Here is a 15243-nt window from a genome sequence, read left to right as displayed (position 1 = left end):
TCCACCGGGAATCAGGGTGGCCTTGGCAATCAGGGGCCCTCCGGTGATGTTGGAAAGGAACAAGCGCAATGGATGCGCAGGAACTGAAATCGAAGACTCCGGACCAGTTGCAGGAGCAGCTTGTCTCGTTGAAGAAGGAAGCGTTCAACCTGCGCTTCCAGCAGGCTACCGGCCAGCTCGAGAATACCGCCCGCATGCGCGCCGTGCGCCGTGACGTCGCGCGTGTGAAGACCATTCTGAACCAGAAAGCGGCGGAAGCCGCGGCATCGAACTAAGGAGGCTGGCTCATGCCCAAACGCATTCTGCAAGGCCGCGTGACCAGCGACAAGAACGATCAGACCGTGACCGTTCTGGTCGAGCGCCGCTTCAAGCATCCGCTGCTGCACAAGACGGTTCGGATGTCGAAGAAATATCGCGCCCATGACGCGAATAACCAGTTCAAGGTCGGGGATACCGTTCGCATTGCCGAATGCGCCCCGGTCTCGAAGACGAAACGCTGGACCGTTCTGACGGATGAGGCCGCTTCGGCGTAACCTCTTTACCAGAATTAATCGAAACCCTGGGGCCGGAAGTGCCGGTCCCCAAAGGTCGGGAGAAACCAAATGATCCAGATGCAGACTAATCTGGATGTCGCTGACAACTCCGGCGCGCGCCGGGTGCAGTGCATCAAGGTCCTGGGTGGTTCGCACCGTCGCTATGCGTCGGTGGGCGACATTATCGTCGTGTCCGTCAAGGAAGCCATCCCACGGGGCCGGGTCAAGAAAGGCGATGTGCGCAAGGCCGTCGTCGTTCGGACCGCCAAGGAAGTAAAGCGCGAGGACGGAACCTCGATCCGTTTCGACCGCAACGCCGCCGTCATCCTGAACAACCAGGGCGAGCCCGTCGGAACCCGTATCTTCGGGCCGGTCGTGCGCGAGCTGCGCGCCAAGAACTTCATGAAGATCATCTCGCTTGCTCCGGAGGTGCTGTAATGGCTGCCAAGCTGAAAAAGGGCGACAAGGTCGTCGTGCTGGCCGGCAAGGATAAGGGCAAGCAGGGCGAGATCACTGCCGTGATGCCCAAGGACAACAAGGCCATCGTTGACGGCGTGAACATCGCGATCCGTCACCAGCGCCAGACCCAGGCAAGCCAGGGCGGCCGCGTGCCGAAGGCGATGCCGATCGACCTGTCGAACCTGGCTCTGATGGACAAGAACGGCAAAGCGACCCGCGTCGGCTTCCGCGTGGAAGACGGCAAGAAGGTCCGTTTCGCCAAGACCACGGGAGACGTGATCTGATGCTGGACGCTTCGAAATACACGCCGCGCCTGAAGGCGCAGTTCCGCGACAAGATCAAGGCCGCTCTCAAGGAAGAGTTCGGCTACAAGAACGACATGCAGATCCCGCGCCTGGACAAGATCGTCCTGAACATGGGTATCGGCGAGGCCGTCAAGGACACCAAGAAGGTCAAGCAGGGCGCCGAGGAACTGTCGCTGATCGCCGGCCAGAAGGCCGTGATCACCAAGGCGAAGAACTCGATCGCCGGCTTCCGTGTCCGCGAGGACATGCCCCTGGGCGCCAAGGTGACGCTGCGCGGCGACCGGATGTATGAGTTCCTTGACCGCCTGATCAATATCGCGCTGCCCCGCGTCCGCGACTTCCGCGGCGTCAAGGGCACGGCTTTCGATGGCCGCGGCAACTATGCCATGGGCCTGAAAGAGCACATCGTGTTCCCGGAAATCAACTTCGACAAGGTCGACGAAGTTCTGGGGATGGACATCATCATCTGCACCACCGCGAAGACCGACGCGGAAGCGAAGTCGCTGTTGAAGCATTTCAACATGCCGTTCAGCAGCTGAGTCGCGGAGGGAAGAAGATATGGCAAAGAAGTCGATGGTAGAGCGCGAGAAGAAACGCGCGAAACTGGTTCAGAAATACGCCGCCAAGCGCGCCGAACTGAACGAGATCATCAAGGATCAGTCCCGCCCGATGGAAGAGCGGTTCAAGGCCACGCTGAAGCTGGCCGAACTGCCGCGGAATTCCTCGGCTACGCGTCTGCACAACCGCTGCCAGCTCAGCGGCCGTCCGCACGCGTATTACCGCAAACTGAAACTGTCGCGGATCGCGCTGCGCGAGCTTGGCTCGAACGGCTATATCCCCGGCATGGTCAAATCCAGCTGGTAAGGGGGCAGATATGTCGATGAACGATCCTCTCGGCGATATGCTGACCCGCATCCGCAATGCGCAGATGCGCGGCAAATCGACCGTGCGCACTCCTGCCTCCAAGCTGCGCGCTTGGGTTCTGGACGTGCTGAAAGCAGAAGGTTACATCCGCGGCTACGAGGAAGTGACCACCGATGCCGGCCATACGGAGCTGGAAATCGGCCTGAAATATTTCGACGGCACCCCGGTCATCCGGGAATTGTCGCGCGTATCGAAGCCGGGCCGCCGCGTCTATGCCGGCGCCAAGGAAATCCCGCAGGTCCGTCAGGGCCTGGGCGTTTCGATCGTGTCGACTCCCAAGGGCGTCATGTCGGATGCAGCGGCTCGCAATGCCAATGTCGGCGGCGAAGTCCTCTGCACGGTATTCTAAGGAGGGCAGCAGATGTCTCGGATTGGTAAAAGACCGGTCGAACTGCCCAAGGGCGTGACGGCCGAGATCAAGGGTCAGACGATCGAGGTGAAGGGGCCCAAGGGCACCCGCAGCTTCACGGCGAATGACGATGTCGACCTGGTGCTGGAAGACGGTTCCGTTTCGGTCAAGCCTCGCGGCCTGTCCAAGCGGGCGCGCCAGCAATGGGGCATGACCCGCACCATGGTAGCGAACCTGGCGCAGGGCGTGTCGGAAGGCTTCAGGAAAGAGCTGGAAATCCAGGGCGTGGGCTACCGCGCGCAGATGCAGGGCAAGACCCTGAAACTGTCCCTGGGCTACAGCCACGAGGTGAATTTCGAAACGCCCGAGGGCGTGACGATCACCGCCCCGAAGCAGACCGAAGTGGTTGTCGAAGGGATCGACCAGCAGCTGGTCGGCCAGGTTGCGGCGAATATCCGCGAGTGGCGTGCGCCCGAGCCCTACAAGGGTAAGGGTATCCGCTACAAGGGCGAGTATATCCTCCGCAAGGAAGGCAAGAAGAAGTAAGGGGCGCGAGAAATGGCACTGAAAAAGCAAAAGCTGTTCCAGAAGCGCCGCTTGCGCGTAAGGAACAAACTGCGGGCGATGTCGAATGGCCGCCCGCGTCTGTCGGTTCACCGTTCGTCCAAGAACATCTCGGTTCAAGTCATCGACGACCTGAACGGCGTGACCCTGGCCTCGGCCAGCACGCTGGAGAAGGATCTGGGCGTCGTGGGCAAAAACAATGTCGAGGCCGCCGCCAAGATCGGTGCGGCAATTGCCGAACGTGCGAAGAAGGCCGGAGTGGAAGACGTTGTCTTCGACCGCGGCGGCTTCCTGTTCCACGGCAAGATCAAGGCCCTGGCCGACGCTGCCCGCGAAGGCGGGTTGAAGTTCTGATCCCTGCGGGTGGCGGCTGCGCCACCCCGATGATCCGGGAGCAACGGGCCACCTGGCCGAAAGGCTCACCTGGATTGATGATAACGGCGTAATTTTGCGCCAGCTTGATAAGGAAAGCCGTATGGCAGAACGTGAAAATCGTCGGGGCCGTCGCGAAGACCGCGAAGAAACCCCGGAATTCGCCGATCGTCTCGTAGCGATCAACCGCGTGTCGAAAACCGTCAAGGGGGGCAAGCGCTTCGGCTTTGCCGCTCTGGTGGTGGTCGGCGACCAGCGGGGCCGTGTCGGCTTCGGCAAGGGCAAGGCCAAGGAGGTCCCCGAGGCGATCCGCAAGGCGACCGAGCAGGCCAAGCGTGGCCTGATCCGCGTGCCGCTGCGCGAAGGCCGCACCCTGCACCACGACATCGAGGGCCGTCATGGCGCCGGCAAGGTGGTGATGCGGACGGCTGTTCCGGGGACCGGGATCATCGCCGGTGGTCCGATGCGCGCCGTGTTCGAGATGCTGGGCGTGCAGGATGTCGTGGCCAAGTCACTGGGGTCGCAAAACCCCTATAACATGATCCGCGCGACGCTGGACGGGCTGAAGAACAACAACAGCCCCCGTTCGGTCGCACAGCGCCGCGGCAAGAAGGTGGCGGATATCCTGCCTTCGCATGACAAGCCGGCCGAGGCACCCGCTGAAGCTGCGGCTGAAGCGTAAGGAGGCAAGGACATGGCCAACAAGAAAACCATCGTCGTCAAGCAGATCGGTTCGCCGATCCGCCGCCCTGCCATTCAGCGGGAAACGCTGAAGGGCCTGGGCCTGAACAAGATGCACCGCACCCGCGAACTGGAGGATACTCCGGCGATCCGCGGCATGGTCGCCAAGATCCCGCATCTCGCGGTGATCGTGGAAGAACGCGGCTGATCAGGTTCAGTTCGGGAATCCTATCGCAAGGGGCGCCTCGGGAAACCGGGGCGCCCTTTACTATTGAGGGTCGGACTGTTCTGATGGACTGTCTTCGGGATGCATCGCTCGACGATCATGTTCCGTTGATATAATTCACCTGAGAATACCAGGATACAATCTTGTAAAAACAAGAAATATCAGAGCAGAAGATAATCCGGGCGACGGTGGATTGGAGAATATGATGAGATGTTGCGCCCTTGACCCGCGCCGCGCCATCCGCTACTCACCCGCGGTGCCCCTAGGCGGGCCGACTCGATAACCAAGAAATGCCGTGTCCGTCCTGTATCGCTTCGGGGACGTGTCCGGCTCAGGAGAAGCGATATGAAACTGCATGAAATCCGCGATAACGAAGGCGCGAACCGTACGAAAAAGCGCGTGGCGCGTGGTCCCGGTTCGGGTAAGGGCAAAACTGCCGGCCGTGGTATCAAGGGCCAGAAATCGCGTTCGGGCGTGGCCCTGAACGGCTATGAAGGCGGCCAGATGCCGCTGTATCGCCGCCTGCCCAAGCGCGGCTTTACCAAGCCCAACGCGCTGAAATTCGCCGTCATCAACCTGGGGCAGCTGCAGCGTTTCGTCGATGCGGGCAAGCTGGACGCCAAGGCCGATGTGACCGAGGATGCGCTGGTTGCCGCCGGTGTCGTGCGCCGCAAGCTGGACGGTGTCCGGCTGCTGGGCAAGGGCGAGCTGAAGGCCAAGCTGAACATCACCGTCACCGGCGCGTCGAAATCGGCTGTCGAGGCAGTCGAAAAGGCGGGTGGCAAGGTAACCCTGCCGGCAGCGGCGGAATAAGCTGTTGAACGGGGCGCCCGCGCCTCATAGATAGCAAACAGGTTTTCCAGGCGCCGCCGGACCCCGGAAACGGATCGGCGGCGCTGTCATGACACGGGACGGAAAATATGGCGTCAGCCGCAGAACAGATGGCCGCGAACCTCTCTTGGGGGGCATTGGGCAAGGCCACGGAACTTCGCCAGCGTATCTGGTTCACGATCGGCCTGCTGATCATCTATCGCCTCGGCACCTATATCCCCGTGCCGGGTATCGACGGCGCCGCGCTGCGCAACTTCATGGAGCAGGCGCAATCGGGAATCGGTGGCATCCTGTCGATGTTCACCGGCGGCGCGCTTGGGCGGATGGGCGTATTCGCGCTTGGCATCATGCCCTATATCTCGGCCTCGATCATCGTTCAGCTCATGGCATCCATGGTGCCCGCGCTCGAACAGCTCAAGAAAGAGGGCGAGCAGGGCCGCAAGAAGATCAACCAGTATACCCGCTACGGCACCGTGCTGCTGGCGCTGTTCCAGGCCTACGGCCTTGCGCGCAGCCTTGAGGCGGGCGGCCTGGCCCATGACCCGGGCCTGTTCTTCCAGGCGTCCGTTGTCATCACGCTGGTCGGCGGCACGATGTTCCTGATGTGGCTGGGCGAACAGATTACCGCGCGCGGCATCGGCAACGGCATCTCGCTGATCATCTTCGTGGGTATCGTGGCCGAGATCCCGGCGGCGCTGGCGAATTTCTTTGCACAGGGCCGTTCCGGCGCGATTTCGACCCCGATCATTCTGGGCGTGATCGTCATGGTGATCGCGGTGATCGGTTTCGTCGTGTTCATGGAGCGCGCCCTGCGCAAGATCCGCATCCAGTATCCGCGGCGCCAGGTCGGCATGAAGGTCTATGACGGCCAATCCAGCCACCTGCCGATCAAGGTCAACCCGGCGGGTGTCATCCCGGCGATCTTCGCCAGCTCGCTGCTGCTGCTGCCGATCACCATCTCCACCTTCTCGGGGAACCAGACCGGGCCGATCATGTCCACGATCCTGGCCTATTTCGGGCCGGGTCAGCCGCTTTACCTGGTGTTTTTCGCGGCGATGATCGTCTTCTTTGCCTATTTCTACACCCAGAACGTGTCCTTCAAATCCGATGATGTCGCCGAGAACCTGAAGAACCAGGGCGGCTTCATTCCGGGCATCCGGCCGGGCAAGCGGACCGAGGAATACCTGGATTACGTCGTCAACCGCGTGCTGGTGATCGGTTCGGGCTATCTGGCCGCCGTCTGCCTGCTGCCCGAGATCCTGCGGCATCAATGGTCGGTGCCGTTCTATTTCGGCGGCACCTCGGTGCTGATCGTGGTTTCGGTGACGATGGATACGATCAACCAGGTTCAAAGCCACCTGCTGGCGCATCAATATGAAGGTCTGATTGAGAAATCCCAGCTCCGTGGTAAACGTAAACCGGGAAGCGGGAAATCGCGCAAGGCGCCTACGCGGCGCTGACCAGTATACCGGAACGGCCAGCCGAGGGGGACACAGGCTACATGACGATCAATATCATTCTTCTCGGACCTCCGGGCGCCGGCAAGGGAACACAGGCCCGCAAGCTGGTCGAAGAGCGCGGCATGGTGCAGCTTTCCACCGGCGACATGCTGCGTGCCGCCCGGACCTCGGGAACGGAAATGGGCCAAAGGGTGGCCGAGGTCATGGATCGCGGGCAACTGGTCACGGATGATATCGTCATCGGGCTGATCCGGGAGAAGCTGGCCGAAGGCGGCAAGGGCTTTATCTTTGACGGGTTCCCGCGCACGCTGGCGCAGGCCGATGCCCTGGGGGCGCTGTTGAATGAGGCCGGGATGGCGCTGGATTCGGTCATCGAGATGCAGGTCGATGACGAGGCGCTGGTGCGCCGGATCACCGGCCGTTTCACCTGCGGCAATTGCGGCGAGGTCTATCACGACGAAACCAAGCCGACCGCCAAACCGGGTGTCTGCGATGTTTGCGGCTCGACCGATCTCAAGCGCCGCGCCGATGACAACGAGGACAGCCTGCGGACCCGCCTGCTGGAATATTACAAGAAGACCTCGCCGCTGATCGGCTATTACTATGCCAAGGGCAAGCTGGCACCGGTGGACGGGCTGGCCGATATCGACGAGGTTGCCGCGCAGATCGGTGCCGCGCTCGCCGGGAAATAGGGGCGGGGGACGAAACGGCCCTTTGTCAAGCCCTTGTTAACCTATGCCCTTGACGTGGACGTGATCTGCCATTAGATCACGACATCTCGAAAGAGAATCACCCTCTCATGGGTGGACCATAGATCGGCCCGAAGGCATGGCTTTCGGGCCTTACGTTGTGAAAAAAGGTTCCGGCGCTACGGAACCGCAACCGAAAAGGATAACGCGTGGCTCGTATTGCTGGCGTCAATATTCCGACGGGGAAGCGTGTCCCCATCGCACTGACTTATATCCATGGCATCGGTCCGGCCAATGCCGAACAAATCTGCGAAGCTGTCGGCATCGACACTGCTCGCCGTGTGAACGAATTGTCGGATTCCGAAGTTCTTCAGATTCGCGAATATATCGACGCCAACCTGACCGTCGAAGGCGATCTGCGCCGCGAAGTGCAGATGAACGTCAAGCGCCTGATGGATCTTGGCTCCTATCGCGGTCTGCGCCATCGCCGCGGTCTTCCGACCCGCGGTCAGCGCACCCACACCAATGCCCGTACCCGCAAGGGCCCGGCGAAACCCATCGCCGGCAAGAAGAAGTAAGGGGGAACGGACATGGCACGTGATAAAACCCGCATGAAGCGCAAAGAGCGCAAGAACATCGCCACCGGCGTGGCGCATGTGAATTCCAGCTTCAACAATACCAAGATCCTGATCTCGGACGTGCAGGGCAACGCGATCTCGTGGTCGTCGGCCGGCACGATGGGGTTCAAGGGCTCGCGCAAATCGACTCCTTACGCCGCCCAGATGGCCGCCGAGGATGCCGGTCGCAAGGCCCAGGAACATGGCGTGAAGACGCTTGAGGTCGAAGTGCAGGGCCCCGGCTCGGGCCGCGAATCGGCGCTCCGCGCGCTAGCCGCGGTCGGCTTCAACATTACCGCCATCCGGGATGTGACCCCGATCGCGCATAACGGCTGCCGCCCGCCAAAGCGTCGCCGCGTCTGATACTGGATCATCATTCACCGGGCCGCGCGTCTTTCGCGCGGTTCGGAAATTCGTATTCAACCTCGGGCGTTTCCGGCCTCGGTCATGGGCTCGGAAACAAGTATGGAGGCAAACCCATGATCCACAAGAATTGGGCCGAACTGATCAAGCCGACGCAGCTTGTCGTCAAGCCGGGCGCCGACGCGACCCGGACGGCGACGCTTGTCGCAGAGCCGCTGGAGCGGGGCTTTGGCCTGACGCTCGGCAACGCGCTGCGCCGTGTGCTGCTGTCGTCGCTGCAAGGCGCTGCCATCACCTCGGTCCAGATCGATAACGTCCTGCACGAGTTCAGCAGCGTTGCCGGTGTCCGCGAGGATGTGACCGATATCGTTCTGAACCTCAAGGGCGTGACCCTGAAAATGGAAGTCGAGGGTCCCAAGCGCCTGTCGCTGACGGCCAAGGGCCCAGGCGAGGTGAAGGCCAGCGATATCCAGGAAACCGCCGGGATCACGGTGCTGAATCGCGATCATGTCATCTGCCATCTGGACGAGGGCGCCGATCTGAGCATGGAACTGACCGTGCAGACCGGCAAGGGCTATGTCGCAGCCGACAAGAACCGCCCCGAGGATGCGCCCATCGGCCTGATCCCGATCGATGCGATCTTCTCGCCGGTCAAGCGCGTCAGCTATGAAGTTACCCCGACCCGCGAGGGCCAGGTGCTGGATTACGACAAGCTGACCATGAAGATCGAGACGGACGGCTCGCTGACCCCGGAAGACGCCGTGGCCTATGCCGCCCGCATCGTTCAGGACCAGCTTTCGGTCTTCGTCAACTTCGAGGAGCCCGAAGCCGCCGGACGCCAGGACAGCGACGACGGTCTGGAATTCGATCCGCGCCTGCTCAAGAAGGTGGACGAGCTGGAACTGTCGGTCCGTTCGGCCAACTGCTTGAAAAACGACAATATCGTCTATATCGGCGACCTGATCCAGAAAACCGAGGCAGAGATGCTGCGGACCCCGAATTTCGGCCGCAAATCCCTGAACGAGATCAAGGAAGTGCTCTCGGGCATGGGCCTGCATCTGGGCATGGATGTCGTGGACTGGCCGCCGGAGAATATCGAGGATCTGGCCAAGCGCTTCGACGACCAGTTCTGAAGCGGAGAATTCCGATGGCGGCGGGTGATCCCGCCCCGTCGAACCCCGGGCATTCCGCCCCAAGGAGAGCGGCCCGCACGCATGGGCTGCCGGACAAAGCAAAAGACGTCAAAGGAGAAATGAAATGCGTCACGCTCGCGGCTACCGCCGTCTCAACCGCACCCATGAACACCGCAAGGCGCTGTTCGCCAACATGGCCGGTTCGCTGATCGAACACGAACAGATCAAGACGACCCTGCCCAAGGCCAAGGAACTGCGTCCCATCGTCGAAAAGCTGATCACGCTGGCCAAGCGCGGCGACCTGCATGCCCGCCGTCAGGCCGCCTCTCAGCTCAAGCAGGACGCCCATGTCGCCAAGCTGTTCGACATCCTGGGCGAGCGCTACAAGGAGCGTCAGGGCGGCTATGTCCGCGTCCTGAAGGCCGGTTTCCGCTATGGCGACATGGCGCCGATGGCGATCATCGAACTGGTCGACCGTGATCCGAGCGCGAAGGGCGCTGCCGATCTCGCACGTGCCGAGGCCGAGGCCTCCGAGGGCGACGAAGGCTGAACCGTCCCGCCAGAGCATGCCGCCAAGGACCTGCGGCAGGCCGTGGACCGAAAGATTGAAAACCCCGTCGCTGACATCAGCGGCGGGGTTTCTCGTTGCCGACATGGCGGCATCGGAATATGGCAATGCCATCCGGGGCTTTCCGTCCCGCCGCCCGCGCCCTAATATGCGCCTGCCATGGCCGATCTTTTCGACACCCCCGACGCATCCGACAGGACGCCCCCGAACCCGGCGACGCGCCCGCTGGCCGACAGGATCCGTCCTGCGCGGCTGGCAGATGTGATCGGCCAGGACAGGGTGCTTGGCCCGGACGGTCCGCTCGGCTCGATGCTGGCGGCGGGCAGCCTGTCCTCGCTGATCCTTTGGGGGCCACCGGGGGTGGGCAAGACCACCATCGCCCGGCTGCTGGCCGACGAGACCGACCTCGCCTTCGTCCAGATCAGCGCGATCTTCACCGGCGTCCCGGATTTGCGCAAGGTGTTCGAGGCCGCCAAGCTGCGCCGGGGGCAGGGGCGGGGCACCCTGCTTTTCGTCGACGAGATCCACCGCTTCAACAAGGCCCAGCAGGACAGTTTCCTGCCGCATATGGAGGATGGCACCATCCTGCTGGTCGGCGCCACGACCGAGAACCCCTCGTTCGAGCTGAACGCCGCCGTCATGTCGCGCGCGCAGGTGATCGTGCTGGAACGGCTGAGCCTCGCCGATCTGGAACGTCTCGCGCAGCGGGCCGAGGGGGAACTGGGCCGGAAACTGCCCCTGACCGCCGAGGCGCGCGAGGCGCTGCTGGAAATGGCGGATGGCGATGGCCGCACTGTCCTGAACCTGATCGAGCAGGTGGCGGCGTGGAAGATCGACAAGCCGCTGGATGCGCAGGCCATGGCCAACCGGCTGATGCGCCGCGCCGCCAAATACGACAAGTCGGGGGACGAGCATTACAACCTGATCTCGGCCCTGCATAAATCGGTGCGCGGCTCGGACCCGGATGCCGCGCTCTACTGGCTGGCCCGGATGCTGGAGGGCGGCGAGGATCCGCGCTACCTCGCCCGCCGCATCACCCGCATGGCGATCGAGGATATCGGGCTGGCGGAACCGGCGGCGGCACGGCATTGCCTGGATGCCTGGGCGATGTATGAACGCCTCGGCAGCCCGGAGGGCGAGCTGGCACTGGCGCAGGCGGTGATCTTCCTGGCGCTGTCTCCGAAATCGAACGCGGGCTATGTCGCCTACAAGGCCTCCCGTGCCGAGGCGAGGCGAACGGGCAGCCTGATGCCGCCCGCCCATATCCTGAACGCGCCCACGAAGATGATGAAGGAACAGGGCTATGGGGCGGGCTACGCCTATGACCACGATGCCGAGGACGGGTTCTCGGGTCAGAATTATTTTCCCGAGGGCATGAAGCGCCCGGTTCTCTACACCCCGATCGAGCGCGGCTTCGAGCGCGAACTGAAAAAGCGGCTGGATTGGTTCGTCGCACAAAGGCTCAAGCGCGGCGGATGATCGTCCGGCGGGCGGGCTCGCTTGTCATGGGATTGAAAATTCACCTCGATACCGTAATCTCGACCCATATTCGTCTATTTTCTCGCAGCCGGATTGGAGAACCTAATGAATTTCGAGGCCATGGATATCAGCCTGCGCCAGATCATGGCGGGTGTCATCAGGCAAAGCGGGCAATTGCAGGTCGGGACGGTCGTCAGGGACAGCAATTCCTATAACGAACTGAAGGCGGAGCTTTTGCAATGGGGCCGGATCCTGAAGGGGATGCAATCCAGCCTCATCTCGGACAATCACCTGAATGCGCTTGTCTACCGACAGAACCGCTTCGGCGAGAACAGCTATTCCGCCGGGCAGCGCTTCCGGGACAAGAGCAGCAACAACGACATGCTCCTGGCCACGGCAGAGCTGCTGGCGCAGGAAATCGCGAGATTGCTGGCCCTGCTGGAAAGCGGCGGGAACCCGGCGGGCGTCGCGCTGGACGGGATCGGCAAGGGGAACAAGGAACTCGGCAAGTTCCTGGAAGATCTGATTGCCCGGAACTCCAATGAACTGGGTGCACGGAAGAACGAGCTTGTCGCAAGCGTCCGGCAGGCCGAGCAGGGCGAGGGGGTCGGTATGCAGGGCAATTACCAATCCCCGATCGTATCCGCGCTGGTCGTGCTGATCGGGGTTTATGCGCTGATCCAGACCATCAGGAAACGCAACGCCTGAAAATTCGCCCGGGCCCCTGTGGCGGGGCGTGGCAAAGGTTGACTTTACGCCCGCCCGGTCACATCACCGCGCCATGATGAATCCCTTTCTCCAGGTCGCCTTGGGCGGCGCAATCGGTGCGACGGCGCGCTATGCGGTCTATCGCGCCATCGCGTGGCATGGGCCGGGTTTTCCCATCGCCACCGGCCTCGTGAACGTGCTGGGCAGCTTCGCCATGGGTCTGCTGGCGGCCTTCATGGCGCATCGCTGGCACAACCATTACGCGCCATTCCTGCTGACCGGCGTGCTGGGCGGTTTCACCACTTTCTCGGCCTTTTCGCTGGACGCGCTGACCCTGTGGGAGCGGGGCCAGATGGCTGGCACGATCATTTACGTCGCGGTTTCGGTCGTGCTGTCGCTCTTTGCGGTGACGGCGGGGCTGGTTGTCGGCCGGGGGCTTTTCGCATGAGCGGCGTGCAGCTGATCCGCGTGAGCCATGACGAGGGCGACCAGCGCCTTGACCGTTGGCTGAAGAAACGCTTTCCGCAACTGACGCAGGGCGCGGTCGAGAAGATGTGCCGCACCGGGCAGTTGCGCGTCGATGGCGGGCGGGTCAAGGCCGCCACCCGGATCGGGGCAGGGCAGGAGGTGCGCGTGCCGCCCTTGCCTGATGCAAAGACGGTGCCCGCTAGGGCCAGATCCGAAAACCCGCGCATTCCCGACAATGATCAGAAGATGATCCAGCAGGCGGTGCTGTGGAAGGACGAGCATATCATCGCGCTGAACAAGCCTCCGGGCCTGCCGTCGCAGGGGGGCAGCGGGCAGGGCACCCGCCACGTGGACGGGCTGACCGGGGCGCTGATGTTCGGCTACAAGGACCGGCCCAAGCTGGTGCACCGGCTGGACAAGGACACCTCGGGCCTGCTGCTGCTCGCCCGCACCGACCGCATCGCCCGCGCGCTTTCCGAGGCGTTCCGCTCGCGCAGCACCCGCAAGATCTACTGGGCGGCGGTGGCGGGCGTTCCCAATCCGCGCATGGGCACGGTCCGCTACGGTCTGGTCAAGGCCGCTGGCCACGGGCGCGGCGGCGAGGGCGAGAAGATGATCGCCGTCCATCCCCGCGATATCGCCTCGACCGAGGGCGCCAAGCGGGCGACCACCGATTATGCCGTGCTGGACGCCTTGGGCACGCGCGCAAGCTGGTGCGCGCTGGTGCCGATCACCGGGCGCACGCATCAGCTTCGCGCGCATATGGCCGAGCTGGGCCATCCCATCGTCGGCGACGGCAAATATGGCGGCTCGGGGCAAGAGAACCTGGGCGATGGCTGGGGCGCGCAGCTTGGCGGAGAGATCAGCCGCAAGCTGCATCTGCACGCCCGCAGCCTGTCCTTCGACCACCCGATCACCAGGCGACGGATGACGCTGACCGCGCCCTTGCCCGACCATATGCAGCGCACGTGGAAAACCCTGGGCTGGCACGAGAATGACGTGCCCGACGATCCCTTCGCGGAGGAAGAATGAAGCTGGTCATCTTCGACGTGGACGGCACGCTGATCGACAGTCAGCACCATATCCACCATGCCATGAGTCACGCCTTTCAGGCCGCCGGGCTGACACCGCTGCCGCAATCGGAGGTGCTCGGGATCGTCGGCCTGTCCCTGCCGGTCGCCGTCGCCCGGCTGGCGCCAGAGACCGACGAACCCACGCAATCGCGGATCGTGCAGGGCTACAAGGACTCCTTCATGAGCGCCCGCAAGGCCGCGCCCGCCCCGCTTTACCCCGGTGCGCGGGACTGCCTGGACGCGTTGTCGGCGCGCGACGATCTGCTGCTGGCGGTGGCCACCGGCAAATCGCGCCGGGGCCTGCGGGCGATGATCGAGGCGCATGGGCTGGAGGGGCGCTTCGTCTCGTTGCAGACGGCGGATGACCACCCGTCCAAGCCGCATCCCTCGATGCTTGAGGCAGTGCTGGCAGAGACCGGAGCAGAGGCCGGGGATGCCGTCATGATCGGCGACACGGCATTCGATATCGAGATGGCCGTCGCCGCGGGAATGCCCGGCTTCGGCGTCGCATGGGGCTATCATCCCGTGGCGGCGCTGCATGATGCCGGTGCGGCGCTGGTCGCGCCCGACTTTCCGGCGCTCACCGCCGCGATCACGGAGTGGGCGGCATGAGCGAATGGAAGGCGCGGCGGTTCTGGAAGGTGGCCGATACGCGGCCAGCGGATGAAGGATGGGAGGTCGCGCTGGACGGGCGCCCCGTCCGGACGCCGGGCAAGCAGCCGTTGATCCTGCCGACAAGCGCGCTCGCGCAGGCCGTGGCCGCCGAATGGGACGCGCAGGCCGAGGTGATCGATCCCCATTCGATGCCGCTGACCCGCGCGGCGAACTCCGCCATCGAGAAAATCCGTCCGCAATTTGCCGAAGTTGCGGCCATGCTTGCCGAATATGGCGGCACCGACCTGTTATGTTACCGCGCCGGGCAGCCCGAGGAACTGGTGCGGATGCAGGCCGAGGGCTGGGATCCGCTGGTCGATTGGGCCGCCACCGCGCTGCAGGCGCCGCTGCGGATCACGCATGGAGTGATCCCGGTCCCGCAATCCCGGGATTCGCTGGCGCGGCTGCGGGCAGAGATCGACAGGCTCGACAGCTTTGCCATGATGGCGCTGCACGACCTTGTGACGCTGCCCGGATCGCTGGTCCTGGGCCTTGCGGTTCTTCACGGGCGGCTGGACGCGCAGGAGGCGCATCGCCTGTCGCGGATCGACGAAACCTGGCAGGCCAGTCAATGGGGGCAGGATGCCGAGGCCGAAACGGCGGCGCGCAACCGGCTGGATGCGATGCTGGCGGCGGAGCGGTTCAGAAAGCTGTGCCTGCCCGGGTGATTTACCGCAGTGACGCGTCACGCTTGACCTGTGAGACAGGATCGGCAAGATGTTGCCGGTAGTGGCTGCATTCCCCTTTGTGGTCCCATTCAGAAATCATGGTCTGGCCAGCAGGCCTC

Annotated in this window: 24 protein-coding genes; all 24 read left to right on the top strand. The window is 63.2% G+C overall.

Annotation, left to right across the window (positions count from 1 at the left end):
* The first annotated feature begins 68 nt into the window (after window positions 1-68).
* The 24 genes from rpmC to C9E81_RS00820 all read left to right on the top strand — a co-directional run bounded on the left by rpmC (window position 69) and on the right by C9E81_RS00820 (window position 15124).
* Window positions 69-275 (top strand): 50S ribosomal protein L29, encoded by a 207-nt coding sequence (gene rpmC / locus C9E81_RS00935; protein WP_122110444.1) that lies wholly within the window; start codon window positions 69-71, stop codon window positions 273-275.
* 12 nt (window positions 276-287) lie between these two features.
* Window positions 288-533 (top strand): 30S ribosomal protein S17, encoded by a 246-nt coding sequence (gene rpsQ, locus C9E81_RS00930; protein ID WP_122110443.1) that lies wholly within the window; start codon window positions 288-290, stop codon window positions 531-533.
* Window positions 534-602: 69 nt separating this feature from the next.
* A complete protein-coding gene (gene rplN / locus C9E81_RS00925) occupies window positions 603-971 on the top strand; it encodes a 50S ribosomal protein L14 (RefSeq protein WP_010400243.1) in 369 nt (122 codons plus the stop codon).
* A complete protein-coding gene (rplX, locus tag C9E81_RS00920) occupies window positions 971-1276 on the top strand; it encodes a 50S ribosomal protein L24 (protein ID WP_122110442.1) in 306 nt (101 codons plus the stop codon). Before rplN ends, rplX begins: the two co-directional genes overlap by 1 nt.
* Window positions 1276-1836: a 50S ribosomal protein L5 gene (gene rplE, locus C9E81_RS00915; protein ID WP_122110441.1), complete on the top strand. Its 561-nt coding sequence runs from the start codon at window positions 1276-1278 to the stop codon at window positions 1834-1836. Before rplX ends, rplE begins: the two co-directional genes overlap by 1 nt.
* Before the next feature lie 19 nt (window positions 1837-1855).
* Entirely contained in the window at window positions 1856-2161 is a 306-nt protein-coding gene (gene rpsN / locus C9E81_RS00910) for a 30S ribosomal protein S14 (RefSeq protein ID WP_106691836.1), read from the top strand.
* A 10-nt stretch (window positions 2162-2171) separates the two neighbouring features.
* A complete protein-coding gene (gene rpsH / locus C9E81_RS00905; RefSeq protein WP_122110440.1) occupies window positions 2172-2570 on the top strand; it encodes a 30S ribosomal protein S8 in 399 nt (132 codons plus the stop codon).
* A 12-nt stretch (window positions 2571-2582) separates the two neighbouring features.
* A complete protein-coding gene (rplF, locus tag C9E81_RS00900) occupies window positions 2583-3116 on the top strand; it encodes a 50S ribosomal protein L6 (RefSeq protein ID WP_122110439.1) in 534 nt (177 codons plus the stop codon).
* A 12-nt stretch (window positions 3117-3128) separates the two neighbouring features.
* Window positions 3129-3488, top strand: a complete 360-nt coding sequence (gene rplR, locus C9E81_RS00895) for a 50S ribosomal protein L18 (RefSeq protein ID WP_122110438.1) — start codon at window positions 3129-3131, stop codon at window positions 3486-3488.
* A gap of 121 nt (window positions 3489-3609) precedes the next feature.
* Window positions 3610-4188 carry a 30S ribosomal protein S5 gene (rpsE, locus tag C9E81_RS00890; RefSeq protein ID WP_122110437.1) on the top strand — a complete coding sequence of 193 codons (579 nt, stop codon included), beginning with the start codon at window positions 3610-3612 and terminating at the stop codon, window positions 4186-4188.
* A gap of 12 nt (window positions 4189-4200) precedes the next feature.
* Window positions 4201-4395, top strand: coding sequence for a 50S ribosomal protein L30 (rpmD, locus tag C9E81_RS00885; RefSeq protein WP_122110436.1), 195 nt, complete (start codon window positions 4201-4203; stop codon window positions 4393-4395).
* A gap of 363 nt (window positions 4396-4758) precedes the next feature.
* Window positions 4759-5226, top strand: a complete 468-nt coding sequence (gene rplO / locus C9E81_RS00880) for a 50S ribosomal protein L15 (protein WP_122110435.1) — start codon at window positions 4759-4761, stop codon at window positions 5224-5226.
* Window positions 5227-5333: 107 nt separating this feature from the next.
* Window positions 5334-6704 (top strand): preprotein translocase subunit SecY, encoded by a 1371-nt coding sequence (gene secY, locus C9E81_RS00875; RefSeq protein ID WP_122110434.1) that lies wholly within the window; start codon window positions 5334-5336, stop codon window positions 6702-6704.
* 41 nt (window positions 6705-6745) lie between these two features.
* Window positions 6746-7396, top strand: a complete 651-nt coding sequence (locus C9E81_RS00870) for an adenylate kinase (RefSeq protein WP_166461779.1) — start codon at window positions 6746-6748, stop codon at window positions 7394-7396.
* 206 nt (window positions 7397-7602) lie between these two features.
* The gene (rpsM, locus tag C9E81_RS00865) at window positions 7603-7971 is read left to right on the top strand and encodes a 30S ribosomal protein S13 (RefSeq protein WP_122110433.1); all 369 of its coding nucleotides are present in this window, start codon (window positions 7603-7605) and stop codon (window positions 7969-7971) included.
* Window positions 7972-7983: 12 nt separating this feature from the next.
* Entirely contained in the window at window positions 7984-8373 is a 390-nt protein-coding gene (rpsK, locus tag C9E81_RS00860; protein ID WP_089344978.1) for a 30S ribosomal protein S11, read from the top strand.
* Between the two features lie 116 nt (window positions 8374-8489).
* Window positions 8490-9506 (top strand): DNA-directed RNA polymerase subunit alpha, encoded by a 1017-nt coding sequence (locus tag C9E81_RS00855; protein WP_122110432.1) that lies wholly within the window; start codon window positions 8490-8492, stop codon window positions 9504-9506.
* A gap of 124 nt (window positions 9507-9630) precedes the next feature.
* Window positions 9631-10056, top strand: coding sequence for a 50S ribosomal protein L17 (rplQ, locus tag C9E81_RS00850; RefSeq protein WP_122110431.1), 426 nt, complete (start codon window positions 9631-9633; stop codon window positions 10054-10056).
* Window positions 10057-10233: 177 nt separating this feature from the next.
* Window positions 10234-11553, top strand: a complete 1320-nt coding sequence (locus C9E81_RS00845; RefSeq protein ID WP_122110430.1) for a replication-associated recombination protein A — start codon at window positions 10234-10236, stop codon at window positions 11551-11553.
* A 105-nt stretch (window positions 11554-11658) separates the two neighbouring features.
* The gene (locus C9E81_RS00840; RefSeq protein WP_122110429.1) at window positions 11659-12261 is read left to right on the top strand and encodes a hypothetical protein; all 603 of its coding nucleotides are present in this window, start codon (window positions 11659-11661) and stop codon (window positions 12259-12261) included.
* 73 nt (window positions 12262-12334) lie between these two features.
* Window positions 12335-12709, top strand: coding sequence for a fluoride efflux transporter CrcB (gene crcB, locus C9E81_RS00835; RefSeq protein WP_122110428.1), 375 nt, complete (start codon window positions 12335-12337; stop codon window positions 12707-12709).
* Entirely contained in the window at window positions 12706-13761 is a 1056-nt protein-coding gene (locus C9E81_RS00830; RefSeq protein ID WP_122110427.1) for an RluA family pseudouridine synthase, read from the top strand. Before crcB ends, C9E81_RS00830 begins: the two co-directional genes overlap by 4 nt.
* A complete protein-coding gene (locus tag C9E81_RS00825) occupies window positions 13758-14414 on the top strand; it encodes an HAD-IA family hydrolase (RefSeq protein ID WP_122110426.1) in 657 nt (218 codons plus the stop codon). Before C9E81_RS00830 ends, C9E81_RS00825 begins: the two co-directional genes overlap by 4 nt.
* Complete coding sequence (locus tag C9E81_RS00820) at window positions 14411-15124, top strand: ATP12 family chaperone protein (RefSeq protein ID WP_122110425.1); 714 nt, start codon at window positions 14411-14413, stop codon at window positions 15122-15124. Before C9E81_RS00825 ends, C9E81_RS00820 begins: the two co-directional genes overlap by 4 nt.
* The last annotated feature ends 119 nt before the right edge of the window (window positions 15125-15243 follow it).

Origin of the sequence: Paracoccus alkanivorans, assembly GCF_003697785.1 — a bacterium.
Taxonomy (GTDB): Bacteria; Pseudomonadota; Alphaproteobacteria; order Rhodobacterales; family Rhodobacteraceae; genus Paracoccus; species Paracoccus alkanivorans.
The sequence above is the reverse complement of the archived record's forward strand: the minus strand, read 5'-3'. Positions and strand labels throughout refer to the sequence as shown.